The sequence below is a fragment of the Rahnella ecdela genome (genome assembly GCF_019049625.1).
Classification (GTDB): domain Bacteria; phylum Pseudomonadota; class Gammaproteobacteria; order Enterobacterales; family Enterobacteriaceae; genus Rahnella; species Rahnella ecdela.
The window spans coordinates 241,949-267,120 of record NZ_JAFMOY010000133.1; the positions used below are offsets into that span (position 1 = coordinate 241,949).

Consider the following 25,172-nt stretch of genomic DNA (forward strand, 5'->3'; position numbering starts at 1 on the left):
ACTATGGGCGATAAACCTTGACGTTATCAAAGCCCTGTTCTTTCAGATACAGAGCCTGCAAGCGGCTCATTACGCCACGGTCGCAATACAGCAGATAGGTTTTGCTCTGGTCCAGTGAGCTGAACTGAGTCGCCAGCTTATAGAAAGCTAACGGCTTCACTTCAACGTTTTCCAATGCCAGCGGCTGCGCTTCGACTTCATCCGGCGCACGCACATCCAGCACGATATCTGTTGAAGTAAACTCAGCCACGGTTTCTACTTCCGGCACCACTTCTGCGGCCTGCGTGGCGATTTCGCGAATATCGACGTTACGCGCTTCGCTGACCACTTTGTCCAGAATGTCGAAATCGAACATCGCTTCTTCGGCTTCGATTTTAGCTTTCACTGCTTTCACGGTCGGGCTTTTCGAAATCACACCGCAATATTCCGGCATGGTTTTCGCAAAATCTTCGGTACCGATTTCACGGGCAATCTTGATGATGTGCTCTTTATCGTGAGAAATCAGCGGACGCAGGATCAGCGTGTCGGAAACATTGTCGATCAGACGCAGGTTGGTCAGCGTCTGGCTGGAAACCTGCCCCAGCGCTTCACCGGTGACCAGTGCCTGCACGCCGTAGCGCTCAGCAATGGAAGAAGCCGCACGTACCATCATGCGTTTCAGTACCACGCCCATCTGACCGTCTTCGATTTTTTCGAGTATTTCACCGACAACTGGCTCGAAATCTACCGCGATGAAACGCACACGGTGAGAGCTGCCAAAACGGTTCCACAGATAATGCGCCACCTGTTTCACGCCAATTTCATGCGCTGCACCACCAAGATTAAAGAAGCAGTAATGCACACGACAACCGCGACGCATCAGCATATAACTGGATACGCCGGAATCGAAACCGCCGGAAATCAGCGACAGCACATCTTCCTGCGTGCCAATCGGATAACCGCCCTGACCTTCGAGACGGCTTTTCACCAGCACCAGCTTATCTTCGTTGATTTCCAGTTTCACCGTAACCTGTGGATCCTTCAGGCTGACCTTCGCTGAGTCGATGTGCTGGTTCAGACCGCCGCCGACGTAACGTTCTACTTCAGTAGACGTGAAGTCATGTGTGCCACGACGTTTAACACGCACGCAGAAGGTTTTCCCTTCCACTTCAGAACGATAAGCTTCAAGCGTTTGCTCGAAAATGCTGTGAATGTCGGTGTAAGGACGGTCTTCGACTTCTTCAACATAACGGATACCCGGAATGCGGCAGAGCAATTCCTGGATCAGGTCGTGTTTGCTTTCGTCTTTGCTGCGAACTTCGATATGATCCCAGTGACGGACTACCGCCAGCGTCTCATCATGCGGCCGCACAACGTTGCGGATACTGCTTGAGAGGATCTTAATGAAGCGCAAACGCACAGATTGGCTCTTGATGGTGATTTCAGGGAACAATTTAATGATAAACTTCATGGCAGTCTTTTGTTAGCGGGTGAAAAATCGGGGTAGTAAGTCGCTGAATAAGGATCTAGGATCCTATTATTGCTAAGCCAGATGTTCGATATGTGTCACATTGGGCTTAGCAATAATATCTGCGGCGCAGAGTATATCACTTAAAATGGGTACTCTGTGCACAAAACCCTGCAGCTGATGTCATGCTGAACAGGAATGTCTCTTGAGGCCGAGCGCTGACTCTGCCGCCTCAGTACTTCGATCATCCATTCTGATCAACGATATTAAAAGAGAATTATGCCAAAAAAATCTGCACCACCTGCCAATTTTGAAACGGCTCTGGCCGAACTGGAACAGATCGTTTCCCGCCTCGAATCAGGCGAGTTGCCTCTGGAAGATGCACTCAACGAATTTGAGCAAGGCGTCCAGCTGGCGCGTCAGGGGCAGCAAAAGCTGCAACAGGCAGAACAACGTGTTCAGATCCTGCTCGACAGCGATAATGATGCTCCGCTGACCCCGTTCACCCCAGAAGCCGAGTAACAGGTCATGTCTGAAGCGATTTCCCTTTCCAGTGCTGACGGATTTACGCATGAGCTGCGCGCGAAGCAAAAGCGCGTCGATGAAGTCTTAACGGCGTATGTCAGCGCACAGCCGCTGGCTGATTTACCGCTGGTTGAAGCGATGCGCTACGGGACGTTGCTCGGCGGTAAACGCCTGCGTCCGTATCTGGTTTACGCCAGCGGTCAGCTGTTCAGCCTGGACTTGAAGAATCTTGATGCCCCTGCGGCGGCAGTGGAATGTATTCACGCGTATTCTCTGATCCACGATGATTTACCGGCGATGGACGACGACGATTTACGCCGTGGTCAGCCGACCTGCCACATTAAATTTGGCGAAGCCAATGCGATTCTGGCGGGTGATGCGCTGCAGACGCTGGCGTTCTCGATTCTGGCTGACGGTGAAATGCCGGACGTTGCGGTAAAAGATCGTCTGGCGATGATTTGTGAACTGGCCACCGCCAGCGGTGCCAGTGGTATGTGTGGCGGCCAGGCTCTGGATCTCGCGGCGGAAGGTCAGCAGGTCGGCCTTGAAGCACTGGAAAAAATTCACCGCCATAAAACCGGTGCGCTAATCCGCGCCGCCGTGCGCATGGGCGCGCTGGCTGCCGGTGAAACCGGTCGCGCCGTTTTGCCTATACTGGATAACTACGCGCAGGCCATTGGCTTAGCGTTTCAGGTCCAGGACGATATTCTGGATGTGATTGGCGACACCGCCACGCTCGGCAAACGCCAGGGCGCTGACCAGCAGCTCGGAAAAAGTACCTATCCTGCCCTTCTGGGGCTGGACGGCGCAAGGGCCAAGGCCTTGGACCTGTATCAGGAAGCCGTTTGTGCATTAGATCAGCTGGCTGCACTTTCTTACAACACAGCGCCACTTCTCGCGTTAGCCAGCTTTATCATTGAACGCGATAATTAAACTTACTATGAGCAACTGATGAGTCTTGAATTAGCCAAATACCCGACACTGGCGCTGGCGGAGAATCCTGAAGATCTCCGCTCACTCCCTAAAGAGAGTCTGCCTAAGCTCTGCGATGAACTGCGTCAATATTTATTGGCCAGCGTCAGCCAGTCCAGCGGACACTTTGCGTCCGGTCTGGGAACGGTAGAACTGACCGTTGCGATGCATTATGTCTACAACACGCCCTTCGACCACGTTGTCTGGGATGTCGGCCATCAGGCCTATCCGCACAAAATTCTGACCGGTCGCCGTGACCGTATTTCCACTATCCGCCAGAAAGGCGGTCTGCACCCGTTCCCGTGGCGCGGTGAAAGCGAATACGACACGTTGTCCGTGGGCCATTCATCGACATCCATCAGCGCAGGTCTGGGTATGGCCGTTGCAGCCGAGCGTGAAGGCAAAGGCCGCCGCACCGTTTGTGTGATTGGCGATGGCGCGATCACGGCCGGTATGGCGTTTGAAGCGATGAACCATGCGGGCGACATCAAACCCGACATGCTGGTTATCCTCAACGACAACGAAATGTCGATTTCTGAAAACGTCGGGGCACTGAATAATCATCTGGCACAGTTGCTGTCCGGCAAGCTGTATTCACGTCTGCGTGAAGGCGGCAAGAAAGTGCTGTCCGGTCTGCCACCGATTAAAGAACTGGTGCGCCGCACCGAAGAACATCTGAAAGGCATGATGGTGCCGGGCACGCTGTTTGAAGAACTGGGCTTTAACTATATCGGGCCGGTAGATGGTCACGACGTGGTGGCGCTGACGCAAACATTGAAAAATATGCGTGACCTTAAAGGCCCGCAGTTGCTGCACATCATGACCAAAAAAGGCAAGGGCTATGAGCCTGCCGAAAAGGATCCGATCAGCTTCCATGCAGTGCCGAAGTTCGATCCGGCTTCCGGCACACTGCCAAAAAGCAAAGAAGGTCTGCCAACCTATTCGAAGATTTTCGGTGACTGGTTGTGCGAAACCGCGGCTAAAGACAGCAAGCTGATGGCTGTTACGCCTGCAATGCGTGAAGGCTCGGGCATGGTGCGATTCTCACGTGAATATCCGCAGCAGTATTTCGATGTGGCGATTGCTGAGCAGCACGCGGTGACATTTGCCGCTGGTCTGGCGATTGGCGGATACAAACCGATCGTCGCGATCTACTCGACGTTCCTGCAACGCGCTTACGATCAGGTAATCCACGACGTGGCGATCCAGAATCTGCCGGTGTTGTTTGCCATCGACCGCGGCGGTATCGTCGGCGCCGACGGGCAAACCCATCAGGGAGCATTCGATCTCTCTTTCCTGCGCTGCATTCCGAACATGACCATCATGACGCCAAGCGACGAAAACGAATGTCGCCAGATGCTGCATACCGGATATCACCATAGCAGCGGCCCGGTCGCTGTGCGTTATCCGCGCGGTAGCGGAACGGGAGCCACCTGTGAACCGCTGGCGTCATTGCCAATCGGTAAAGCCGTGGTGCGCCGTGAAGGCGAGAAAGTCGCCATCCTTAACTTCGGGACATTGCTGCCGGAAGCCCTGGCCGCGGCAGAGAAACGCAACGCCACCGTCGTGGATATGCGCTTTGTAAAACCGCTGGATGAAGCTTTAATTCAGGAACTGGCCGCCAGCCATGAAGTGCTGGTCACGCTGGAAGAAAACGCCATTATGGGGGGGGCGGGCAGCGGCGTGAATGAACTGCTGATGTCCAAACGTATTCTGGTACCGGTGCTGAATATCGGCCTTGCGGACAACTTTGTCCCGCAAGGCACGCAGGATGAAATTCGTCACGATGTCGGGCTGGATGCCGAAGGTATTCACCGTCAGATAACGGACTGGCTGGCCTGATTTCCCTCCCCTCTTTCAATCTGAAAGAGGGGATTTTCCTTTCCAACTCCCCTCTTTATCACACGTCCATCCCGTTCTGTGAGCTACAGTTATAGCGTGCTAATCATTTTTTCACGGCTTCTGAAATCAACTTGTGTTTACCAGGAGATGTCATGCAATACACCACGTTAGGAAAAACCGGTCTGAACGTTTCACGCCTGTGTCTGGGCTGCATGACGTTTGGGGAGCCGGATCGCGGAACCCATGCCTGGACGCTGCCTGAAGAAAGCAGCCGCCCGATCATCCAGCAGGCACTCGACGCGGGAATCAATTTCTTTGATACCGCCAACAGTTATTCCGATGGCAGCAGTGAAGAAATTGTCGGTCGCGCTCTGAAAGACTTCGCTAAACGCGATGAAATTGTGGTCGCTACCAAAGTCTATAACGCCGTCACCGGCCTGAAACCTGGGCTGTCGCGCGCTTCGATCATGCAATCCATCGACGACAGTCTGCGCCGCCTGGGCATGGAATATGTCGATCTGTTGCAAATCCATCGCTGGGATTATGACACGCCGATTGAGGAGACGCTGGAAGCGCTGAATGACGTCGTCAAAGCCGGTAAAGCACGGTTCATCGGCGCGTCATCTATGCATACGCATCAGTTCAAACAGGCGCTGGATGTCTCAGAGCAAAACGGCTGGGCGAGCTTCGTGTCGATGCAGGATCAATACAATCTGATCCAGCGCGAAGAAGAAAATGAAATGTATCCGCTGTGCCTGGAAAGAAATATCGCGGTGCTGCCGTGGAGTCCGCTGGCACGCGGCAAGCTGACCCGTCCGTGGGGAGAAACTACTGCCCGTTCAGTTTCCGATAATTTCGCCAAAACGTTGTACGACGCCACCGACGAAGCTGACGGTAAAATCGCTGAACGTGTGGGTAAAATTGCGGAAGATCACGGGGTACCGCGCGCGCAAATCGCACTGGCGTGGATCCTGAGCAAACACGTGGTGACGGCCCCGATCATCGGTGCTTCGCGGCCAGCTCATCTGGAAGATGCCGTTGCCGCGCTGAAGGTGAAACTCTCCATTGAAGAAATCGCTGAACTGGAAATGGCCTATGTGCCGCACGAAGCCACCGGTTTCAAATGATTTGAAGTGATCTGAATCTACCGGAGGCATAAAAAAGGCGTTGTCAGGGAAAGCCCGGCAACGCCTTTTTACCGATATTTAAAACGGATCAGAACAATCCAAGCGGCCAGTGATGACCAATCAGATAGATGATCGCCGCACCCAGCACACCGGCAACGACGTCGTCGATCATGATGCCCATTCCGCCCTGAACGTTGCGGTCAAACCAGCGGATCGGCCAGGGTTTCCAGATATCCAGCACGCGGAAAACGATAAACCCGATCAGCACCCAGCGCCAGTCATTCACCGGAATCGCCATCAGCGTGATCCACATACCGACAAATTCATCCCACACAATGCTGCCGTGGTCATGAACCCGCATATCGCGCGCCGTCTGACGGCACAAATATACGCCGATGCAAATACTGAACATGACGATCATGGAATACACTTGCCACGGCAGGTACGTCATGACAATCCAGAACGGAATCGCGGCAATGGAGCCCGCGGTGCCCGGCCCGACAGGGAATAAACCGCTGCCAAAACCGGTTGCCAGTAAATGCCACGGATTACGCAGATTTAATCGCTTTTTAGCCGCAGCCATGTCCTGAACCGGATCACCGGTTTTGCCTTTATACCCGGCAGGGCGTTTTTTACGGCCAATATTCACAGCAATTCCTCTGCGGCAAAGTGATCAAAACCCTGCCATTCAAGTTCTACCGGCGCGCCTGAACGCAAAAATTTAATCCCTTCGGACAAGGGTGCAATCTGCCCGATACAGGTAAAATCAATACCCAGATGGCTGAGTGCCACATCCAATGCGCCACGATTGATTTCCGGCACGGTGAAGCACAGTTCATAATCTTCGCCGCCGGTCAGTGCCCATTTCAGCGCCTGCTCAGGATCCGCAACATTGTTTATTGCCGCAGATAACGGGATCGCATCCAGATCGAGACGCGCACCACATTCACTGGCATTCAGTATATGTTTAAGATCCGAAATCAGCCCGTCGGAGAGATCGATAGCGGACGTCGCTAAATCACGCAACGCCTGCCCCTGCAACACGCGCGGCGAAGGCCGCAGGTGGCGTTTGAGCAGGAATTCACGTGTATCGGTATCAATAACATTCAGCTGTTCGAGCAAAATCGCCAGCCCCGCCGCGCTGTCACCGAGCGTGCCGGTCACAAATATCCAGTCACCAATGCCAGCGCCGGAACGGGTTAATGCACGCCCCGCGGGCACCAGCCCCTGAATGGTTAATGTCATGCTCAGCGGACCGCGGGTGGTGTCGCCGCCAATCAGCTGCATGCCGTAATAATTAAGTTGTTCAAAAAGACTGTCGCTAAATGCCTGCAACCAGTCGGTATTCACTTCCGGCAACGTCAGTGCCAGAGAAACCCAGGCAGGATCTGCGCCCATCGCGGCCAAATCACTGAGGTTAACCGCCAGGGCTTTGTACCCCAAATCGGCCGGAGAAATTGTTTTTAGAAAATGGATGCCTTCGACCAGAGTGTCGGTACTGACTGCTAATAACTGCTTTTCGCCAACCGTCAGTAAGGCACAATCATCACCAATGCCTAAATGAACGTCCTGCCGGGCGGTTCTGAAACGGTTAAAGTAGCGAGTGATTACATCAAATTCGCCGCATGACATAGTACATTTCCAAATCGTTAGAATGACTTAAGGCCGGAAATCCGGCCTTAAGAGGGGTGTCACACAAAAGATAAACCAGGTGACATCACCAGATTATCAACAGAGGCGGTGATCAGGCGAAAATGACTGTCGCCATTTGTGACTGAAGCCGACACTTTTTTGATGATCATTTTTTACGAATATGCGGGCCTGCTTTATCCAGCACACCGTTGACAAACTTATGGCTGTCTTCTGCACCAAAGGTTTTCGCCAGTTCAATGGCTTCGTTGATCGCCACTTTGTAAGGGACGTCCTGGCGTTTGCTCAGCTCAAACAGAGCCAGACGCAAAATCGCTCTTTCCACCTGGCCCAGTTCATCCAGCTGACGGGACAGGTATGGCGCCATCAGTGCATCGAGTTTCTCAGCACTGTTTGCTACACCAGCCAGCAGTTCGCGGAAATAGGCAATGTCTACGTCTTTGACATCCTGCTCGGTCAGGAATTCTAATTCAACATCGGCGATGTCATTTTTCGACAACTGCCAGGAGTAAAGCGCCTGAACGGCACATTCACGGGCGCGGCGACGAGCAGCAGGTTTCACGGATTTCCCCTTAACTAGATTCAGGCCTTAATAGCCTTGATAACATTAATCATTTCAAGCGCGGTCAGTGCAGCTTCTGCACCTTTATTACCGGCTTTTGTCCCTGCGCGTTCGATGGCTTGTTCAATGCTTTCTGTGGTCAGCACGCCAAAGGCAACCGGGATTTCGCTGTTCATAGCAACGCTGGACAGGCCAGAGCTGCATTCGCCCGCTACAAATTCAAAGTGGGCAGTGCCCCCGCGGATCACGGTGCCGAGTGCAACAACCGCGTCAAATTTACCGCTTTCAGCCAAAGCACGGGTTGCCAGAGGCAATTCGTATGCGCCAGGGACCCAGACTACGGTGATGTTGTCATCGCTGACCTGACCAATACGTTTTAACGCATCAACAGCGCCGGAAAGCAGGCTGTCATTGATAAAGTTGTTAAAACGAGCAATCGCGATCGCTACGCGCGCGTTAGGCGTGGCTACAACACCTTCGATAACGTTCATAGTTTTCCTTAAAGTGGGTTCAGGAGTTTCTCAACCCCAGCCGCAGGGGGGCGGATTCTATCATAAAATTACCCTGTCTGGACATGCGCTTTTCACGTCATTCCTTCAGGGGCGGGTAAAATTCTCAGTACACCGGTTTCAGGCGTAAACGTAAGTCAGGGCCAATCTGGCGGATATCGCTGAATGCAAACTCCGGCGTATCAGCCAGATGCTGCAAACCGGGCAACTCACAGAGCGCGCGCCCATTATGACCCAATAACTTAGGTGCCATATAAACGATTAATTCATCAACCAGACCGGCTTGTAATAAGGCACCGGCCAGCTGTGCGCCCGCTTCCACCCAGATGGAGTTTATCTGGCGTTTTGCCAGCTGCATCATCAGCAGAACCAGATCAATACGGTTATCGCGACCGGCTACACACCATTGTTCGACAGACTCCGGCCAGACTTGTGAATCTGTTTCAAGGCGCGCAAGCAAGACTTCACCGGGGATATTCACCAGCTGATGCTGCGGCGTGACGCGGTTCTGACTGTCGAGAATAATGCGCAGCGGCTGACGCAGATTTCTTTCAGGATAAATGGCCTGCACTTCGCTGCCCAGTTCGCTCCAGCGCACATTCAGCGAAGGATTATCTGCCAGCACGGTCGCACTGGTGCTCAGAATAGCCGAGCTTTCCGCGCGAAAACGTTGCACATCTGCACGGGCAGCCGGGGATGTGATCCACTGACTTTCGCCGGAAGCCATCGCCGTTCTGCCATCCAGAGACGCGCCCATTTTCAGCTGCACGTAAGGGAAACCGGTACGCATCCGTTTGAGAAAACCGAGGTTTACGGCTTCTGCCTGCGAATGCATCAGCCCGTGGCTGACATCAATATCGTTTTGTTTAAGACGGTATAAACCGCGGCCGGCAACTTCCGGATTAGGATCCTGCATCGCGGCAACCACGCGGGCGACACCGGCGGCCAGTAAGGCATCGGCGCAAGGCGGTGTGCGTCCGTGATGGCTGCATGGTTCAAGAGTCACGTAGGCTGTCGCGCCCCGGGCCTTCTCACCGGCCATGCGTAGAGCATGCACTTCCGCATGCGGTTCACCGGCACGCAAATGGTAGCCTTCGCCGACAATTTCGCCGTTTAGTACAATGACGCAACCCACATTGGGGTTAGGCGTGGTAGTAAAACGCCCGAGGCGCGCCAGTTCGAAGGCGCGCGCCATATAGCGTTCATCAGCAGGTAATTCATCAGAACGATTTTGAACAGACGATGTTTGATCAGGCAGCATCAGCTTTCCTTAGTCCTGAAGACGGGCGATCTCTTCACCAAATTCACGGATATCTTCGAAGCTGCGATAGACCGACGCGAAGCGGATATACGCGACTTTATCCAGCCCTTTCAGGGCATCCATCACCAGATTGCCGATCATCGTGGCCGGAATTTCACGCTCACCGGTAGCACGAAGCTGTGACTTAATATGGCTGATGGCGGTTTCTACGTCATCAGAACTGACCGGGCGTTTTTCAAGTGCTTTCAGAAAACCACGACGAAGCTTGTCTTCGTTGAAAGGTTCACGAACTTCATTGCTCTTAATGACACGCGGCATCACCAGTTCAGCCACTTCAAATGTGGTGAAACGCTCATGGCACACCAGGCACTGACGGCGACGGCGAACCTGCGATCCATCGCCTACCAGACGGGAATCGATGACTTTAGTATCAACAGCGGCACAAAATGGGCAATGCATAGCACTTCCTGATCGCGAACTCAATTGGACATTAGTTTAACCCGAAGTGTGCCGACAACAAAGGCTGTCGCTACTTTCATAGACATCGGGTTAAACTTAGCTATCTATATTGGTGCCCGGTCGGAATGTTTCAACGGGCAGATGAAAGGAAGTCTCTGATATGACGAAACACCCGCGATTTTTACTGGCCTGTGCCGCGTTATTCAGCCTGGCGGGCTGTGCGCAGCAAAATCCGCAAATGCCCGAGCTGAAAACGGAAGTCGGGCAGTTGAATCAAAAGCTTCAACGCCTGACGGATCTGGCCACTGCGCTGGAACAACAAACTACCCTTAATCGCCAGTCAACCAATGGCGTCTATTTGTTACCGGCAGCGAAAAGTGCTGCCCTGCTGAAAAGCGATATCGGTCAGCTGGAAGTTCAGCTAACCCGCGTTGCACCTGATGCCACAGGCGTTCAGGCGGTGCTTGAAATCAAGAACACATCCGGTCAGCCGTTGCCACCGTTTACGGCTTCTTTAAGCTGGGGACAACTGGATCCGGTCACCGGCAAACCGCTGACCGTCGATATGCAAACCCAGATGATTACCGTCGAACCTAATTTAATGCCAGGACCGGTGAAAACCGTCGAGGTGAAGTTTAATCAGGTGACCGTCGACACGCTGGGATTTGTTCACCTGCATAATATCGTGGCAACCCCGCAGGCACAGCCGGTCGTGGCGAATACCGCTGCGCCTGTCGTAGCAAAATAGCGACTGCGAATTTCAGATAAAAAAAACCCCGCAATGCGGGGTTTTTTTATGGCTTTCACACGGTTAGCTTAAGGAAGAATTGAAGGCTGATCGGCGCCTTCTTTTTCCACTTTTTGCTGCAACATGTGTTCACGCTTCATGCCCAGTTTCAGAGCCAGCGCGGACGCCACGTAGATAGACGAAACAGTACCAATCGACACACCAATCAACATGGTCAGTGAGAAGCCTTCCAGCAACGCACCACCAAAGATATAGAGCATCAGTACCACCATCAGCGTAGTCGCTGAGGTCATAATGGTACGGCTTAACGTCTGGGTCAGGGACACGTTCATGATTTCGTAAGAGTTACCGCGACGAATTTTGCGGAAGTTTTCACGAATACGGTCCGATACCACGATGGAGTCATTCAGCGAGTAGCCGATAACCGACATCAGGGACGCGATGATGGTCAGGTCAATTTCGATCCTGAACAGTGACAACACGCCCATGGTGATAATTACGTCATGCGCCAGTGCGATAACCGCACCCAGCGCCAGTCGCCATTCAAAGCGGAATCCGACGTAAACCAGGATACTAATCAGGGCGATCAGCAGCGCCATGCCGCCTGCCTGCGCCAAATCATTACCCACGCTCGGACCCACAAATTCGACACGTTTTACGGTGGCATTTTTGTCGATATCCGCGTTCACCAGTGTAAGGACTTTATTCCCCAGTTCCTGACCCGCATTACCGGATACAGGTGGAAGGCGAACCATCACGTCACGGCTGCTACCGAAGTTCTGAACAACAGGATCCTTGAATCCTGCTTTCTCCAGATCGGCACGCATGTCGTCGAGGTTTACGGGCTGGCTAAGGCTGATTTCAATGACGGTACCGCCAGTGAAATCAAGGCCCCAGTTAAATCCGCGAACACCCATAATCGCGACGGAAGCGATAAACAACAGGCCTGAAATACAGAAGGCCACGTTGTCCCAGCGCATAAAGTCGATGACTTTACGGCCGTAGTTCAGTTGTTCAACAGTATATGGTTGTTGCTGTGCCACAACGCACTCCTCAGATAGACAGCTTTTTAATGCGTTTGCCGCCGTAAACCAGGTTCACGATTGCACGGGTTCCCACGATCGACGTAAACATCGAAGTTGCCACACCGATAGCAGTGGTGATAGCAAAGCCTTTGATCGAACCGGTACCCACTGCATAAAGAATAATCGCCGTGATCAGGGTAGTAATGTTGGCATCGATGATACTGGAGAACGCGCCTTTATAGCCTTCATGAATCGCCTGCTGAACGGAACGTCCGTTCTTCAGCTCTTCCTTGATACGTTCATTTATCAGTACGTTGGCATCAACGGCCACCGCCAGTGTCAGCACGATACCAGCAATACCCGGCATGGTCAGCGTTGCACCCGGCAGCAGCGACATAATCCCGACAATCAGAATCAGGTTAGCCACCAGCGCAGTCGTGGCAATAATGCCAAACTTACGGTACCAAACCACCATGAACAGAATGGATGCCACCAGGCCCCACAAACATGCTTCCAGACCCTGAGTGATGTTTTGCATCCCTAAAGTCGGGCCGATAGTACGTTCTTCAACAATCTGAATTGGCGCGATCAACGCACCGGCACGCAGCAGCAGAGACAGCTGACGGGCTTCATTCGGATCGTTCACCCCGGTGATACGGAAGCTGTTACCCAGACGTGACTGAATCGTCGCCACGTTGATGACTTCTTCCTGTTTCGCCAGAATCGCACGGCCATTCGCATCTTTCTTACCGCTGTCTTTGTACTCCACGAACAGGGTCGCCATCGGTTTGCCGATGTTATCCTTCGTGAAGTTAGACATGGCGTTACCGCCAGCGCTGTCGAGAGAGATGTTAACCTGCGGCTGATTGTACTCATCCATGTTGGATGTGGAGTCAGTAATGTGGTCACCGGTCAGGATCACGCGTTTGTACAGAACAACCGGACGGCCATCACGCATGTTTTTCACTTCGCTGTCGCCCGGTACACGACCGGTTGAAGCAGCAGTGGCATCCACATTCGTGTTAACCAGACGGAATTCCAGTGTCGCGGTCGCGCCTAAAATTTCTTTTGCACGCGCAGTATCCTGAATACCAGGCAACTCAACCACGATACGGTCAGCACCCTGACGCTGTACCAGCGGCTCGGCCACACCCAGTTGGTTTACACGGTTACGCAGGATGGTGATGTTTTGCTGAACGGCATACTCGCGCGCTTCACTGAGGCGAGCATCAGTCATCACCACATTAGCTGCGGTATCGCCGCTGTTGGTGATCACTAAATCGCGGTGACGTGGGCTCAGGTAGCTGACCGCAGAATCGCGGGTAGCAGCATCGCGGAAACGCACTTCAACGCCATAGTTGTCGAGCTTACGCACCGTGGCATAAGGAATATTCTTGTCGCGCAGGTCGCTGCGCATGTTGTCCATCGTCTGCTCTTGCAGCTTACTCAGCGCGGTATCCATATCCACTTCCATCAGGAAGTGCACACCACCACGCAAGTCGAGGCCCAGCTTCATCGGCTCAGCACCCAGCATGCTCAACCAGCGCGGCGTTGCCGGCGCGAGGTTCAGTGCAATAACGAACTTGTCGCCCAGCGCTTCAGTCAGCGCTTCACGTGCACGAAGCTGTACATCCGTGTCTTTGAAACGGGCAAGAATAGCGCCATTCTCCAGAGCAACTGATTTGATCTGGATTTTGCTTTGATCTAATACGTTACGGACTTGGTCCAGCGTTGCTTCACTGGCGTCGGAACCCCGAGCACCAGTGATTTGAACAGCCGGATCCTCACCATAAAGGTTGGGAAGTGCATAAAGCAGCCCGACGATGATCACAACGATCAACATCAGATACTTCCACGCAGGATAACGGTTTAACACGGCAGTTCCCTTCGGGAAAATCGAAAATTAGATAGACTTCATCGTGCCTTTTGGCAGAACTGCTGCCACGAAGTCACGCTTGATCATCACTTCGTTGGTGTCGTTCAGTGCGATAACCACATAACCGGTTTCGGCTACTTTAGTTACGCGACCGATCAGACCACCGGTGGTCATGACTTCGTCACCTTTACCGATAGAGTCCATCAGTTTTTTGTGTTCTTTAGAACGTTTCTGCTGCGGGCGCAGGATCATGAAATAGAAGATCAGACCAAAAACCACCAGCATGATAACCAGAGAGTAAGGACTTCCCTGTGACGGTGCGCCGGTCGCTGCGACTGCATCGGAAATGAAAAGACTCATTTAAATTCCCTCATTGTTGTTGTGAAGCAAATTGATGTAATACAAACCAAGAATCCGACCCGGAGTCTGGCGAAGAAACGTCTCGCACAATACCCCATAATGCCGGTCCAAGAAATTATAAAAATCGGCACCCCCTTTCGAAGATGCCGACACGAGAAAGAAATCAGAAGTTTAAAGGCGGAACAGGCTTGCCTTTACGCTCGTAGAAGTCTGTCACAAACGCTTCTAATTTACCCTCTTCGATAGCCTGGCGTAAACCGGCCATCAGACGCTGGTAATAGCGCAGGTTATGGATCGTGTTCAGCCGTGCACCGAGAATTTCGTTGCAACGGTCAAGATGATGCAAGTAGGCGCGGCTATAATTGCGACATGTGTAGCAATCACAGTGTTCATCAAGCGTTGACGTGTCGTCTTTATGCTTAGCATTTCGGATTTTCACGATGCCGTCGGTCACGAAAAGATGACCATTTCGCGCATTACGCGTTGGCATTACGCAGTCAAACATATCAATACCGCGACGCACGCCTTCAACCAAATCTTCCGGTTTACCGACACCCATCAGATAACGTGGTTTGTCTTCCGGGATTTGCGGGCAAACGTGTTCGAGGATACGGTGCATATCTTCTTTTGGCTCACCTACCGCCAGGCCGCCCACAGCGTAACCATCAAAGCCGATATCTACCAGCCCTTTTAATGATACATCTCGTAAATCTTCGTAAACGCTGCCCTGAATAATTCCGAACAAAGCATTCTTATTATTCAATTCGTTGTGACGATCACGACTGCGTTTTGCCCAGCGCAAAGACATCTCCATCGAGCGCTTTGCGTAATCCCAGTCAGCAGGATATGGCGTACATTCGTCGAAGATCATCACGATGTCAGAGCCCAGATCGTTCTGGATCTCCATCGATTTTTCCGGGCTCAGGAACACCGGATCCCCGTTGATCGGGTTGCGGAAATGCACGCCTTCTTCTTTGATTTTGCGCATCGCACCCAGACTGAACACCTGGAAGCCGCCAGAATCGGTGAGGATCGGGCCATGCCAGTTCATGAAATCATGCAAATCGCCGTGCAACTTCATGATTTCCTGACCCGGACGCAGCCACAGGTGGAAAGTGTTACCCAGCAAAATCTGTGCGCCGGTTTCTTTGACTTCTTCCGGGGTCATGCCTTTTACGGTGCCGTAAGTGCCCACGGGCATAAATGCCGGGGTTTCGACCACGCCACGTTCAAAGACCAGACGTCCGCGACGTGCGCGGCCATCGGTAGTGCTTAATTCGTACTTCACATTGCCTCCAGCATCAGAGAAACAGTCTGATGAGGTTAAGTCCGTGGCATGACGCCCGGAAAAGAAAGCCCGGATGCACGGAGTGCGCCCGGACCGTTTGTTACAAAAAGGCTACTGACCGACCACTTCCTGTGGCGCCAGCGGGTTACGGTTGATGAACATCGCATCACCATAACTAAAGAAACGGTATTGCTCTGCGACGGCCTGATGATAGGCATTCATGGTATTTTTATAGCCGGCAAACGCCGACACCAGCATGATCAGCGTCGATTCAGGCAGGTGGAAATTGGTAATCAGGGAATCAATCACCTGATAGTGATAACCCGGATAAATGAAGATCTTGGTATCGCCGAAGAATGGCGCAATCAGCGCATCTTCACTGGCTTTCGCGGCGCTTTCCAGCGAACGTACAGAGGTCGTGCCCACGGCCACCACTTTATTGCCGCGTGCTTTACAGGCCAGCACTGCATCCACCACGTCCTGAGGCACTTCGGCATACTCAGCGTGCATGATGTGGTCTTCAATGGTGTCCACGCGAACCGGCTGGAAAGTCCCTGCGCCCACGTGCAGCGTCACGAAAGCAAACTCAACGCCCTTGGCTTTAAGCGCATCCATCAGCGGCTCATCAAAATGCAAACCGGCAGTTGGCGCGGCGACTGCACCTGGACGTTCACTATAAACGGTCTGATACAGCTCGCGGTCGGCGTCTTCATCCGGTCGGTCGATATACGGCGGCAGCGGCATATGGCCGATTTCGTTGAGCAGAGTAAAGACATCACGATCTTCATTAAATTCCAGCTCAAACAACGTATCGTGGCGCGCCACCATCGTCGCTTTAATATCTTCTTTATCACCGAGCAGCAGTTCTGCGCCCGGTTTTGGCGATTTGGACGCACGCACATGCGCCAGAACGCGGTGCGAATCGAGTACACGCTCAACCAGCACTTCAATTTTACCGCCGCTGACCTTACGGCCAAACACGCGGGCCGGAATTACGCGGGTATTGTTAAATACCAGCAAATCACCGGGATGGATTTTATCGAGAATGTCGGTGAACACGCCGTGCGTTAACTCACCGCTCGGCCCGTCCAGAGACAACAAACGACAGCCGCTGCGCTGGGTCTGCGGATAGCGGGCAATCAGGGATTCAGGGAGTTCAAAAGAAAAATCGGCAACACGCATGGCTTTTCACTTCACTTAACGACAAAAACAGGCGGCTTAGTCTAGTGGGACGGGGCATCCCCTGCAAGCTTCTGCGCTAATAAAGGCATCCGCTGCGCTGTCGGAGATCAACTTTCCTGCGTTATACTGCCCTCATGAACTTTCTCGCTCACCTCCATCTGGCTTCTTTAGCCAAAAGCTCGCTGACCGGCAACCTGCTGGCAGACTTCGTTCGCGGCAATCCTGAGGGGCAATATTCTGCTGAAATCGTCAGCGGCATCCGCATGCATCGCCGCGTAGATACCATGACCGATTCCCTGCCGGAAGTCAGAATTGCACGCAGTTATTTTCGCGATGATTTTCGCCGCGTGGCGCCGATTACGCTGGATGTTGTCTGGGATCACTTCCTCTCCCGCCACTGGGCGACAATTCATCCACAGCAGCCGCTGGAAGATTTTCTTGACGACTGTCAGCAAGAGATCGAACCGCTTCTGCCTGAAATGCCTGAGCGTTTCCGCAATCTGAATGCTTATCTTTGGCCGGAACGCTGGATGGAGCGTTATGCTGCGCTGCCTTTTATTGGTGACGTTTTACGCGGGATGGCCAACCGGCGGCCGAAACTCGGCGCGCTGACCGGTTCCTTTCACGATATCGAGTTGAATTACGACGCGCTGGAACAGCTTTTCTGGCAGTTTTATCCGGTCATGATGCAACAGGCGAAAGATCGGCAAATCTGACAAATCCCACGAATTTTGTGAATCAACCCGCAATTCCCTGCAAAACAAAAGGTTGTTGTTAAAGAAGTTTGAGACTTGTGTCAAAGACTGATAGCCGGATACTATCTGATTGATTGGTGTGATGGGGTTTATTCACCCGAGGGTTGCCCCTATACTGGCAGTCGTTTTGTTCACCCTTCCTTCTCACCTACGACACCCTCATGGGTTTCATAAGGAGTAATATTATGGTTCTGGTAACTCGCCCAGCCCCTGACTTCACCGCAGCAGCAGTATTAGGCAGCGGCGAAGTAGTTGAAAACTTCAACTTCAAAAAACACACTGCAGGCAAACCAACTGTTATCTTCTTCTGGCCAATGGACTTCACTTTCGTATGTCCTTCTGAGCTGATCGCTTTCGATCACCGTTACGAAGAATTCCAGAAACGTGGCGTAGAAGTGGTAGGCGTTTCCTTTGACTCCGAGTTCGTTCACAACGCATGGCGTAACACCCCTGTTGAGAAAGGCGGTATCGGTCCTGTTAAATACGCAATGGTTGCTGACATCAAACGCGAAATTCAGAAAGCTTACGGTATCGAACATCCGGACGCTGGCGTTGCACTGCGCGGCTCTTTCCTGATCGACAAAGAAGGCGTTGTTCGTCACCAGGTAGTGAACGATCTGCCGCTGGGTCGTAACATCGACGAAATGCTGCGTATGGTTGATGCCCTGCAATTCCACGAAGAGCACGGCGAAGTGTGCCCGGCTCAGTGGGAAAAAGGCAAAAAAGGTATGGGCGCATCTCCGGACGGCGTTGCTAAATACCTGACTGAAAACGCTTCAAACCTGTAATCCCTTCTCGGATTTCAAGGTCAATAACGGTCAGCTTAGCTGGCCGTTTTTTTTGGCTGTCATCTGGCACGATCACATTTTCCCCTTCCCGCATCCCCGTTAATCCTGTTTTACGTCTACGCTGAAAACGTTCCGGCTGCGTCAATATGGCGTGCAGTTTGCATAGTTATTTGTCTTAACACTGCCGGATAAAATAAACAAAAAAGCGTTATCACACAATAACCTGAAGGTTATGACTCATAAGACAGGGTAATAAACAGGAGCCCCTATGTTACGGAAATCACTCATCGCGCTGGCCTTGCTGACCAGCTTCCCGCTGTACGCCGCGTCCAGCCCTGCGGTTGAAGCCAAAAACGGCATGGTTGTCACCTCGCAATATCTGGCTTCTCAGGTCGGTGTCGATATCCTCAAAATGGGCGGAAATGCCATTGATGCCGCCGTGGCTGTCGGTTACGCACAGGCCGTCGTCAACCCATGTTGTGGCAATATCGGTGGCGGTGGCTTCATGACGGTGCATCTTGCCGATGGCAAAGACACCTTTATCAACTTTCGTGAAACCGCCCCTGCCGCCGCCAGCGCAAATATGTATCTGGACGCCGACGGTAACGTGAAAAAAGGCGCCAGCCTGTACGGATATCTCGCCGCTGGCGTGCCGGGCACGGTACTCGGCCTGGATACGGTGCAAAAGGAATACGGCAAACTGACGCGCCAACAGGTGATGGCCCCGGCGATTAAGCTCGCCCGTCAGGGCTTTGTGCTGACCCGCGCCGATACCGATATTCTCGATACCAAGGTCGACCGGTTCAAAGAAGATCCTGAAGCGGCGCGCATCTTCCTGCGTAAAGACGGCAGCGCGCTCCAGCCGGGCGATAAACTGGTGCAAACCGATCTAGCCAATACGCTGGAATCAATCTCTCAACACGGGCCGGATGCTTTTTATAAAGGTAAAATCCCAGCTGCTGTCGAAGCAGCCTCGAAAAATGGCGGCGGTATCCTGACAGCTGCGGATTTCGCGAACTATAAAGTGACCGAAGACGCGCCGATCACCTGCAGTTATCGCGGCTATAAATTCGTTTCAGCCCCACCGCCAAGTTCCGGTGGCGTGACGATGTGTGAAATTCTCAATATCGTGGAAGGCTATGACATAAAAAGCATGGGCTTCAATTCAGCGGCGTCGATTCACGTCCTTACCGAAGCCATGCGCCATGCATATATGGACCGCAATACCTATCTCGGCGACCCGGAGTTTGTAAAAAACCCGATCGACCGCCTGATCAGCAAAAGCTACGCCGATGAAATCCGAAAAAAAATAGAAACGGATAAAGCCACGCCATCTACGGCAGTTCAGCCGGGCATGGAGCCGCATGAGAAACCTGAAACGACCCATTACTCTATCGTCGATAAAATGGGTAACGCCGTCTCTACCACTTACACCATCAACGGCCTTTTTGGCTCGGTGGTTATCGCGCCGGGTACCGGTTTCTTCCTTAACGATGAAATGGATGATTTCACCACCAAAGTCGGCGAGAAAAACCTCTTCGGTCTGGTTCAGGGCGTTAAAAACGCTATCGCCCCCGGTAAGCGCCCGCTATCGTCGATGAGCCCGAGTTTAGTGACTAAGGACGGCAAAACCTTCATGGTTCTCGGCTCGCCGGGCGGTTCGCGTATCATCACCATTACTTTGCAGACGGCGCTGAATGTCATCGACCACGGTATGCCGCCACAGGAAGCGGTGAATGCGCCACGTATTCATCATCAGTGGCTGCCGGATGAAGTTTATTACGAGCAGCGCGGCGTTTCTCAGGATAGCCTGAATATCCTGCAGAAGATGGGTTACAAAATGGTGGAACAGACGCCGTGGGGGGCTGCGGAACTGATTATGGTGGGATTACCGGGTGCTGCTGGTGTGACATCAGCGACATCAGGCAATGATTCGGCGGTATCCGGCAAGGTTCGCGAAGGTTATCTGTACGGTGCAAATGACGTGCGCCGACCAGCAGGTGCCGCGATAGGTTATTAACTCCATCCGTCGAAAATAAAAAGCCCCCGATATCGCGATGATACCGGGGGCTTTTCTTTGCCACAAGGTAAGTGCTTGCTTACGCTTTGTTGTTCAGCGCCAGCGCTTCTTTCTTACGGTCATTACGGCGTTTGAAAGCATAACCGACCAGCAGCGCGACAACCCAGACCATACCGACATACAGCGAAATACGGGTATCAGGGAAGTAGCCAATCAGGCCGATGATGAACACCAGGAAAATAATGCCGAACACCGAGGTGTACACGCCGCCACGTAGCGGAAACTCCAGCTCTTTCACCTGTTGTTTGCTCAGCTTGCGACGAAAACCAATCTGGGAGAACAGGATCATAATCCACACCCAGACTGTCGCGAACGTCGCCAGAGAGGCGATCACCAGGAACACGTTTGACGGCATAATGTAGTTCAGGTAAACCGCCACCAGCAGCGCCGCCATCATCACCAGAACGGTGACCCACGGCGTACCCAGACGCGAAACCTTGCTGAACATTTTCGGTGCCTGCCCCTGCTCTGCCATCCCGTGCAGCATGCGGCCCACGCCGAATACATCACTGTTAATCGCAGAAAGCGACGCGGTGATCACCACGAAATTCAGGATCGCCGCCGCCGCGGTAATGCCCATGTGCTGGAAGGTCATTACGAACGGACTGCCCTGCGTACCCACCTGATTCCATGGGAAAATGGACATAATCACAAACAGCGTACCCACGTAAAACACCAGAATACGCAGCGGAACGGAGTTGATCGCTTTCGGAATAGATTGCTTTGGATTTTCAGCTTCACCGGCCGTGATGCCGATAATTTCGATGCCACCATAAGCAAACATCACGAGCTGGAGTGACAGGATCGTTCCCATAATGCCCTGGCTGAAGAAGCCGCCATTGCTCCACAAATTGTGGATGCCGGTCGCCTGCCCGCCGTTGCCAATACCCCAGAAGATAATGCCAAAGCCTGCCACGATCATGATGATGATGGTCAGTACTTTAAAGAAAGAGAACCAGAATTCCAGCTCGCCGAAGACTTTCACGCTGACCAGATTGATCGCGCCGATAATCAGCACCACACTGAGCACCCAGGTCCACTGCGGCACATCCGGGAACCAGACACCCATATAAATACCGAATGCCGTCACATCGGCGATGGCGACGATCAGGATTTCGAAACAATACGTCCAGCCGGTGATGTAACCCGCCATCGGTCCGAGATAATCCTGTGCGTAACGCGCAAATGAACCGCTCTGCGGGTTGTGAACGGACATCTCGCCAAGGGCACGCATAATAATGAACGCGATAATCCCGCCGACCAGATACGCCAGCAATACACTCGGCCCCGCCATTTTTATGGCGTCTGCCGAGCCATAAAACAGTCCGGTTCCGATGGCTGATCCCAGTGCCATAAAGCGAATATGGCGCGTTGTCAGACCACGTTTTAGCTTCGTGCCCCGCCCTTCGTTCTGTGCTGTTGGTTGTTCAGCTTCTTGCTGCATGTGCATTAACCCGTGTTGTTTTTTAACTATCAAAAAATCGAATTCTAAAAAAATGACTTTTAGCCTGCCAATGAAAAAGCCACGGAAGGGTTCTCCGTGGCCTGTTTGGCTGAATATTCGTCAGACGATCGTTATATTAAGTCTTAGAACATTCATCCGATAATCATTGGTGCGCGGTGACGCTGCGCGGGCCGCTGATTTTGTCATAAATCCCGACCAGCACCAGCATTAATAATGACGGTGGTAACCAGGCAAGACCTTGCGCAGCCAGCGGCAGATTCGCAGTCCAGGCAGGCATAAGGTCAGTAAAAGCAGAAGCCTTGATACCATCAACAATGCCGAACACCAGGCTCACTACCATCACAGGTGCGACGATACGCGTGGTGCTGTTCCACCAGCGCAGGGTGAAGCTCAGTACAACCAGCGCGATACATGGCGGATAAATCGCCGTCAGCACTGGCACGGAAATCTGAATCAGATGGCTCAACCCGAGGTTGGAAACCAGCATAGAGAACAGACCCAGAATGAACACCAGCGTTTTGTAAGACAGCGGCAGATATTGGGCAAAGAATTCCGCACAGGCGCAGGTCAGGCCAACCGCCGTTACCATACAGGCGATGAAGATCAGCGCACCGAGGAAGAAGCTGCCAACACTACCAAAAGTATGCGCCACGTAAGCATGCAGGATAACCGCACCGTTGGTCGCATCCGGCACCAGCGAGGCGCTGTTTTCGCCCAGTTTGAACAGGCTCAGATAAACCAGCATCAGACCCAGACCAGCAATCAGCCCGGCCAGAACAGTATAGCGGGTCAGCAATTTCGCATCAGACACACCGCGAGAACGCGCTGCATTGACGATAACAATCCCGAAGACCAGCGCGCCCAGCGTATCCATGGTCAGATAGCCGTTAACAAAGCCACTGGAAAATGGAACCGTCTGGTAAGCGCCGACGGCAGGCATTGGCTGGCCAGCTGGCCAGAGTAGCGCAGCGATACCCAGCGCAGCCAGAGCAACCATTTTCAACGGAGCCAGGAAATGCCCGACCGTATCGAGCAAACGGCCCGGATACAGGGAAATACCGATTACCAGTGTGAAGTAAATCACGCTGTAGATAAGCAGTGGCAGCGGGCCGTCACCGGTCATCGGAGCGATACCGACTTCAAAGGACACCGTTGCAGTACGCGGCGTGGCGAACAACGGCCCGACCGCCAGATAACAGACGGTCGCCAGGAGGATACCGGCACCACGACCAATTGGCGTACTCAGGGCATCCACACCGCCGCCGACGCGGGCAAGTGCGATGACTGTCATCACCGGGAGTCCGACCGCAGTAATCATAAAGCCGGCAGCAGCCCACCAGACATCATGACCTGCCTGCAGGCCAACCATTGGCGGGAAAATGATATTCCCGGCCCCGACGAATAAGGCGAAGGTCATGAAACCCAGCGCCAGAATATCTTTATTTGTTAAACGAGTACTCATGATTGGTGTCGTGTTGCCTGTTCAAATGAATAAAGTGTCCGTTACTGTCGTCGTGCCACGTCGTCATAAGGATGAATGGCGTAAAATAGCCAGAGAGCACCATGTGAGGATCGAAGTGAGCTAAAAACGCCTGATGATATGCAGATAATTACGTTGTTATGCAGGGAGTATCGAGCGACAGCGGACGCTAAGGTAAACTTTTATAGCGTATAAAGGCAAGGCGCGATCCAAAAAGCAGAGTGTTTGACCAGATTAATACTTCAAGGCAGATACATTCACTAAATACAGTTAAAAACGCACCATATGATATGTATGATTTTTGAACTAATGAAGCACAAGATATGCTCCGATAAGACGAAAAATGCGTGAAATCACCATTCTCAGGTTATTTCACGCACAGTTTACAGCATTTTTACAAGGTCATCATTCAACCGCCTTCAGGCATTACCAGACACGGGCAGCGATATCGACGACTAGCTTCAGTTTTTCCCACTGCTGCGCTTCGGTCAGGCTGTTACCTTCTTCCGTTGAAGCGAAACCACATTGCGGGCTGAGGCAAATCTGATTGATATCCAGATATTCCGCGGCTTCGGCCAGACGGGCTTCCACCGTTTTTGCCAGCTCAAGCTCACCAGATTTGGTGGTAATAAGCCCCAGAACCGCCTGCTGATGGCCTTTTTTGATGAAACGCAGCGGCTCAAAACCACCGGAGCGTTCATTGTCATATTCCAGGAAGAAAGCGTCGATGTTAACGCCGCCGAACAGAATTTCAGCCACCGGTTCATAACCACCCTCAGAAATCCAGGTTGAGCGGAAGTTGCCACGACAAACATGCAGACCAATCACCAGGTCGTCCGGTTTACCGGCGATGGCTTTGTTCAGCACCTCAGCGTAAGTGCGCGCTAACTCTTCCGGAGAGTCACCGCGTTCGCGGATTTGCTTCTTCTGATCTTCAGAACACAGGTAAGCCCACACGGTGTCATCAAGTTGCAGATAACGACAACCGGCATCGTAAAACGCTTTAATAGCTTCACGGTAAACCTGCGCCAGATCGTCAAAATAGTCTTTCAGATCCGGGTACACTTCTTTGCTGATAGCATTACGACCACCGCGAAAATGCATCACGCTCGGGCTGGGAATGGTCATTTTCGGCACGGCACTGCCGCTGATGCTTTTCAGGAAACGAAAATCCTCCAGCATCGGGTGTGAACCGAAACCGAGTTTGCTGACCACTTTAATGCTGCGCGCCTTGGTCTGGACGCCGTTGAACTGGATCCCCTGCACTGCGTCGTAACCTTCCACGCCTTCCAGCCCTTCGAAGAAATCGAAGTGCCACCACGCACGACGGAATTCGCCGTCAGTGACCACCTGCAGACCGGCTTCACGCTGCAAATCCACCACACGGCGGATTTCGGTATCTTCAACTGCACGCAATTGCGCGGCATCAATCTCACCGGCCTGAAACTGTTTACGGGCTTCTTTAATCGCCGCCGGACGCAGAAAACTACCGACGACATCAGCGCGGAATGGAGGTGTGGTACGTTGCATGAAGATCTCCTTAATCACATCCCGCCGGTAGCGAGAAGCGAATGATTCACATAGTAAATAATTACGCGACGTTATATTTAGACATCTGGATGTCTAAACGTCTTTAAGAAGATACTGTCATGCTGATTGTTCACGGGCAACAGAGGAATCTTCATGGGGCATGAAAGAAATTCATGTTGGCATGCGGGATGTTCATCGTTGAAAGAAGAAAGCCTGCTACCAGCGGCAGCAGGCTTTGAAG

The 25,172-nt window shown here is 52.6% G+C and carries 23 protein-coding genes; 8 read left to right on the forward strand and 15 right to left on the reverse strand.

Translation table 11 applies throughout. From position 1 onward, the window contains the following. Window position 1 precedes the first annotated feature (1 nt). On the reverse strand, window positions 2-1,450 hold the full coding sequence (thiI, locus tag J1784_RS24450; protein ID WP_217151334.1) for a tRNA uracil 4-sulfurtransferase ThiI: 1,449 nt from the start codon (window positions 1,448-1,450) through the stop codon (window positions 2-4). Window positions 1,451-1,726: 276 nt separating this feature from the next. Here thiI and xseB point away from each other — a divergent pair, with 276 nt between their 5' ends. From xseB to J1784_RS24470, 4 genes are all read left to right on the forward strand, one after another. Further along, window positions 1,727-1,969 (forward strand): exodeoxyribonuclease VII small subunit, encoded by a 243-nt coding sequence (gene xseB / locus J1784_RS24455; RefSeq protein WP_013576657.1) that lies wholly within the window; start codon window positions 1,727-1,729, stop codon window positions 1,967-1,969. A gap of 6 nt (window positions 1,970-1,975) precedes the next feature. Beyond that, window positions 1,976-2,905, forward strand: a complete 930-nt coding sequence (gene ispA, locus J1784_RS24460; RefSeq protein ID WP_217151335.1) for a (2E,6E)-farnesyl diphosphate synthase — start codon at window positions 1,976-1,978, stop codon at window positions 2,903-2,905. Between the two features lie 18 nt (window positions 2,906-2,923). Further along, the gene (gene dxs / locus J1784_RS24465) at window positions 2,924-4,786 is read left to right on the forward strand and encodes a 1-deoxy-D-xylulose-5-phosphate synthase (protein WP_217151336.1); all 1,863 of its coding nucleotides are present in this window, start codon (window positions 2,924-2,926) and stop codon (window positions 4,784-4,786) included. A 152-nt stretch (window positions 4,787-4,938) separates the two neighbouring features. Next, window positions 4,939-5,913 carry an aldo/keto reductase gene (locus J1784_RS24470; protein ID WP_217151337.1) on the forward strand — a complete coding sequence of 325 codons (975 nt, stop codon included), beginning with the start codon at window positions 4,939-4,941 and terminating at the stop codon, window positions 5,911-5,913. Window positions 5,914-6,001: 88 nt separating this feature from the next. Here J1784_RS24470 and pgpA read toward each other — a convergent pair whose 3' ends face one another. From pgpA to nrdR, 6 genes are all read right to left on the reverse strand, one after another. Further along, a complete protein-coding gene (pgpA, locus tag J1784_RS24475) occupies window positions 6,002-6,496 on the reverse strand; it encodes a phosphatidylglycerophosphatase A (RefSeq protein WP_113876254.1) in 495 nt (164 codons plus the stop codon). Window positions 6,497-6,558: 62 nt separating this feature from the next. Further along, window positions 6,559-7,545, reverse strand: a complete 987-nt coding sequence (thiL, locus tag J1784_RS24480) for a thiamine-phosphate kinase (RefSeq protein ID WP_217151338.1) — start codon at window positions 7,543-7,545, stop codon at window positions 6,559-6,561. Between the two features lie 166 nt (window positions 7,546-7,711). Continuing rightward, the gene (gene nusB / locus J1784_RS24485) at window positions 7,712-8,125 is read right to left on the reverse strand and encodes a transcription antitermination factor NusB (RefSeq protein ID WP_013576663.1); all 414 of its coding nucleotides are present in this window, start codon (window positions 8,123-8,125) and stop codon (window positions 7,712-7,714) included. Window positions 8,126-8,145: 20 nt separating this feature from the next. After that, a complete protein-coding gene (gene ribH, locus J1784_RS24490) occupies window positions 8,146-8,616 on the reverse strand; it encodes a 6,7-dimethyl-8-ribityllumazine synthase (RefSeq protein WP_095924936.1) in 471 nt (156 codons plus the stop codon). Window positions 8,617-8,740: 124 nt separating this feature from the next. Then, the gene (gene ribD / locus J1784_RS24495; protein WP_217151339.1) at window positions 8,741-9,895 is read right to left on the reverse strand and encodes a bifunctional diaminohydroxyphosphoribosylaminopyrimidine deaminase/5-amino-6-(5-phosphoribosylamino)uracil reductase RibD; all 1,155 of its coding nucleotides are present in this window, start codon (window positions 9,893-9,895) and stop codon (window positions 8,741-8,743) included. 9 nt (window positions 9,896-9,904) lie between these two features. Next, a complete protein-coding gene (gene nrdR / locus J1784_RS24500) occupies window positions 9,905-10,354 on the reverse strand; it encodes a transcriptional regulator NrdR (protein WP_217151340.1) in 450 nt (149 codons plus the stop codon). Window positions 10,355-10,514: 160 nt separating this feature from the next. On the opposite strand from nrdR, the gene J1784_RS24505 reads away from it, so the two are divergent. Beyond that, window positions 10,515-11,102, forward strand: a complete 588-nt coding sequence (locus tag J1784_RS24505) for a DUF3251 domain-containing protein (RefSeq protein ID WP_217151341.1) — start codon at window positions 10,515-10,517, stop codon at window positions 11,100-11,102. 68 nt (window positions 11,103-11,170) lie between these two features. Here the strand turns inward: J1784_RS24505 and secF are convergent, their stop codons facing one another. The 5 genes from secF to queA form a co-directional block, all read right to left on the reverse strand. Beyond that, window positions 11,171-12,082, reverse strand: a complete 912-nt coding sequence (secF, locus tag J1784_RS24510; RefSeq protein WP_217151631.1) for a protein translocase subunit SecF — start codon at window positions 12,080-12,082, stop codon at window positions 11,171-11,173. Between the two features lie 73 nt (window positions 12,083-12,155). Then, window positions 12,156-14,003 carry a protein translocase subunit SecD gene (secD, locus tag J1784_RS24515; protein ID WP_217151342.1) on the reverse strand — a complete coding sequence of 616 codons (1,848 nt, stop codon included), beginning with the start codon at window positions 14,001-14,003 and terminating at the stop codon, window positions 12,156-12,158. 27 nt (window positions 14,004-14,030) lie between these two features. Then, entirely contained in the window at window positions 14,031-14,363 is a 333-nt protein-coding gene (gene yajC / locus J1784_RS24520) for a preprotein translocase subunit YajC (RefSeq protein WP_013576670.1), read from the reverse strand. A 163-nt stretch (window positions 14,364-14,526) separates the two neighbouring features. Next, window positions 14,527-15,651, reverse strand: a complete 1,125-nt coding sequence (gene tgt / locus J1784_RS24525; RefSeq protein ID WP_217151343.1) for a tRNA guanosine(34) transglycosylase Tgt — start codon at window positions 15,649-15,651, stop codon at window positions 14,527-14,529. A 111-nt stretch (window positions 15,652-15,762) separates the two neighbouring features. Continuing rightward, window positions 15,763-16,833, reverse strand: coding sequence for a tRNA preQ1(34) S-adenosylmethionine ribosyltransferase-isomerase QueA (gene queA, locus J1784_RS24530; protein ID WP_037036801.1), 1,071 nt, complete (start codon window positions 16,831-16,833; stop codon window positions 15,763-15,765). A gap of 134 nt (window positions 16,834-16,967) precedes the next feature. Between queA and J1784_RS24535 the strand changes: the two genes are divergently transcribed. The 3 genes from J1784_RS24535 (at window position 16,968) to ggt (ending at window position 20,396) form a co-directional block, all read left to right on the forward strand. Further along, window positions 16,968-17,549: an ACP phosphodiesterase gene (locus J1784_RS24535; RefSeq protein WP_217151344.1), complete on the forward strand. Its 582-nt coding sequence runs from the start codon at window positions 16,968-16,970 to the stop codon at window positions 17,547-17,549. A gap of 224 nt (window positions 17,550-17,773) precedes the next feature. Further along, complete coding sequence (locus tag J1784_RS24540) at window positions 17,774-18,376, forward strand: peroxiredoxin C (protein WP_095924927.1); 603 nt, start codon at window positions 17,774-17,776, stop codon at window positions 18,374-18,376. A gap of 268 nt (window positions 18,377-18,644) precedes the next feature. After that, a complete protein-coding gene (gene ggt, locus J1784_RS24545) occupies window positions 18,645-20,396 on the forward strand; it encodes a gamma-glutamyltransferase (protein WP_217151345.1) in 1,752 nt (583 codons plus the stop codon). Between the two features lie 79 nt (window positions 20,397-20,475). Here ggt and proY read toward each other — a convergent pair whose 3' ends face one another. The 3 genes from proY to J1784_RS24560 form a co-directional block, all read right to left on the reverse strand. Next, a complete protein-coding gene (gene proY / locus J1784_RS24550) occupies window positions 20,476-21,900 on the reverse strand; it encodes a proline-specific permease ProY (protein WP_420803996.1) in 1,425 nt (474 codons plus the stop codon). A gap of 163 nt (window positions 21,901-22,063) precedes the next feature. Then, a complete protein-coding gene (gene brnQ / locus J1784_RS24555; protein ID WP_217151347.1) occupies window positions 22,064-23,383 on the reverse strand; it encodes a branched-chain amino acid transport system II carrier protein in 1,320 nt (439 codons plus the stop codon). Window positions 23,384-23,827: 444 nt separating this feature from the next. Then, window positions 23,828-24,931 (reverse strand): cobalamin-independent methionine synthase II family protein, encoded by a 1,104-nt coding sequence (locus tag J1784_RS24560; protein ID WP_217151348.1) that lies wholly within the window; start codon window positions 24,929-24,931, stop codon window positions 23,828-23,830. Window positions 24,932-25,172: the final 241 nt, after the last annotated feature.

What these genes read in the sequence shown, in the direction of transcription:
- thiI (WP_217151334.1), bottom strand. Translation starts at nt 1,450, where the DNA reads ATGAAGTTTATCATTAAATTGTTCCCTGAAATCACCATCAAGAGCCAA.
- xseB (WP_013576657.1), top strand. Translation starts at nt 1,727, where the DNA reads ATGCCAAAAAAATCTGCACCACCTGCCAATTTTGAAACGGCTCTGGCC.
- ispA (WP_217151335.1), top strand. Translation starts at nt 1,976, where the DNA reads ATGTCTGAAGCGATTTCCCTTTCCAGTGCTGACGGATTTACGCATGAG.
- dxs (WP_217151336.1), top strand. Translation starts at nt 2,924, where the DNA reads ATGAGTCTTGAATTAGCCAAATACCCGACACTGGCGCTGGCGGAGAAT.
- J1784_RS24470 (WP_217151337.1), top strand. Translation starts at nt 4,939, where the DNA reads ATGCAATACACCACGTTAGGAAAAACCGGTCTGAACGTTTCACGCCTG.
- pgpA (WP_113876254.1), bottom strand. Translation starts at nt 6,496, where the DNA reads ATGGCTGCGGCTAAAAAGCGATTAAATCTGCGTAATCCGTGGCATTTA.
- thiL (WP_217151338.1), bottom strand. Translation starts at nt 7,545, where the DNA reads ATGTCATGCGGCGAATTTGATGTAATCACTCGCTACTTTAACCGTTTC.
- ribH (WP_095924936.1), bottom strand. Translation starts at nt 8,616, where the DNA reads ATGAACGTTATCGAAGGTGTTGTAGCCACGCCTAACGCGCGCGTAGCG.
- ribD (WP_217151339.1), bottom strand. Translation starts at nt 9,895, where the DNA reads ATGCTGCCTGATCAAACATCGTCTGTTCAAAATCGTTCTGATGAATTA.
- nrdR (WP_217151340.1), bottom strand. Translation starts at nt 10,354, where the DNA reads ATGCATTGCCCATTTTGTGCCGCTGTTGATACTAAAGTCATCGATTCC.
- J1784_RS24505 (WP_217151341.1), top strand. Translation starts at nt 10,515, where the DNA reads ATGACGAAACACCCGCGATTTTTACTGGCCTGTGCCGCGTTATTCAGC.
- secF (WP_217151631.1), bottom strand. Translation starts at nt 12,082, where the DNA reads ATGCGCTGGGACAACGTGGCCTTCTGTATTTCAGGCCTGTTGTTTATC.
- yajC (WP_013576670.1), bottom strand. Translation starts at nt 14,363, where the DNA reads ATGAGTCTTTTCATTTCCGATGCAGTCGCAGCGACCGGCGCACCGTCA.
- queA (WP_037036801.1), bottom strand. Translation starts at nt 16,833, where the DNA reads ATGCGTGTTGCCGATTTTTCTTTTGAACTCCCTGAATCCCTGATTGCC.
- J1784_RS24535 (WP_217151344.1), top strand. Translation starts at nt 16,968, where the DNA reads ATGAACTTTCTCGCTCACCTCCATCTGGCTTCTTTAGCCAAAAGCTCG.
- J1784_RS24540 (WP_095924927.1), top strand. Translation starts at nt 17,774, where the DNA reads ATGGTTCTGGTAACTCGCCCAGCCCCTGACTTCACCGCAGCAGCAGTA.
- ggt (WP_217151345.1), top strand. Translation starts at nt 18,645, where the DNA reads ATGTTACGGAAATCACTCATCGCGCTGGCCTTGCTGACCAGCTTCCCG.
- proY (WP_420803996.1), bottom strand. Translation starts at nt 21,900, where the DNA reads ATGCAGCAAGAAGCTGAACAACCAACAGCACAGAACGAAGGGCGGGGC.
- brnQ (WP_217151347.1), bottom strand. Translation starts at nt 23,383, where the DNA reads ATGAGTACTCGTTTAACAAATAAAGATATTCTGGCGCTGGGTTTCATG.
- J1784_RS24560 (WP_217151348.1), bottom strand. Translation starts at nt 24,931, where the DNA reads ATGCAACGTACCACACCTCCATTCCGCGCTGATGTCGTCGGTAGTTTT.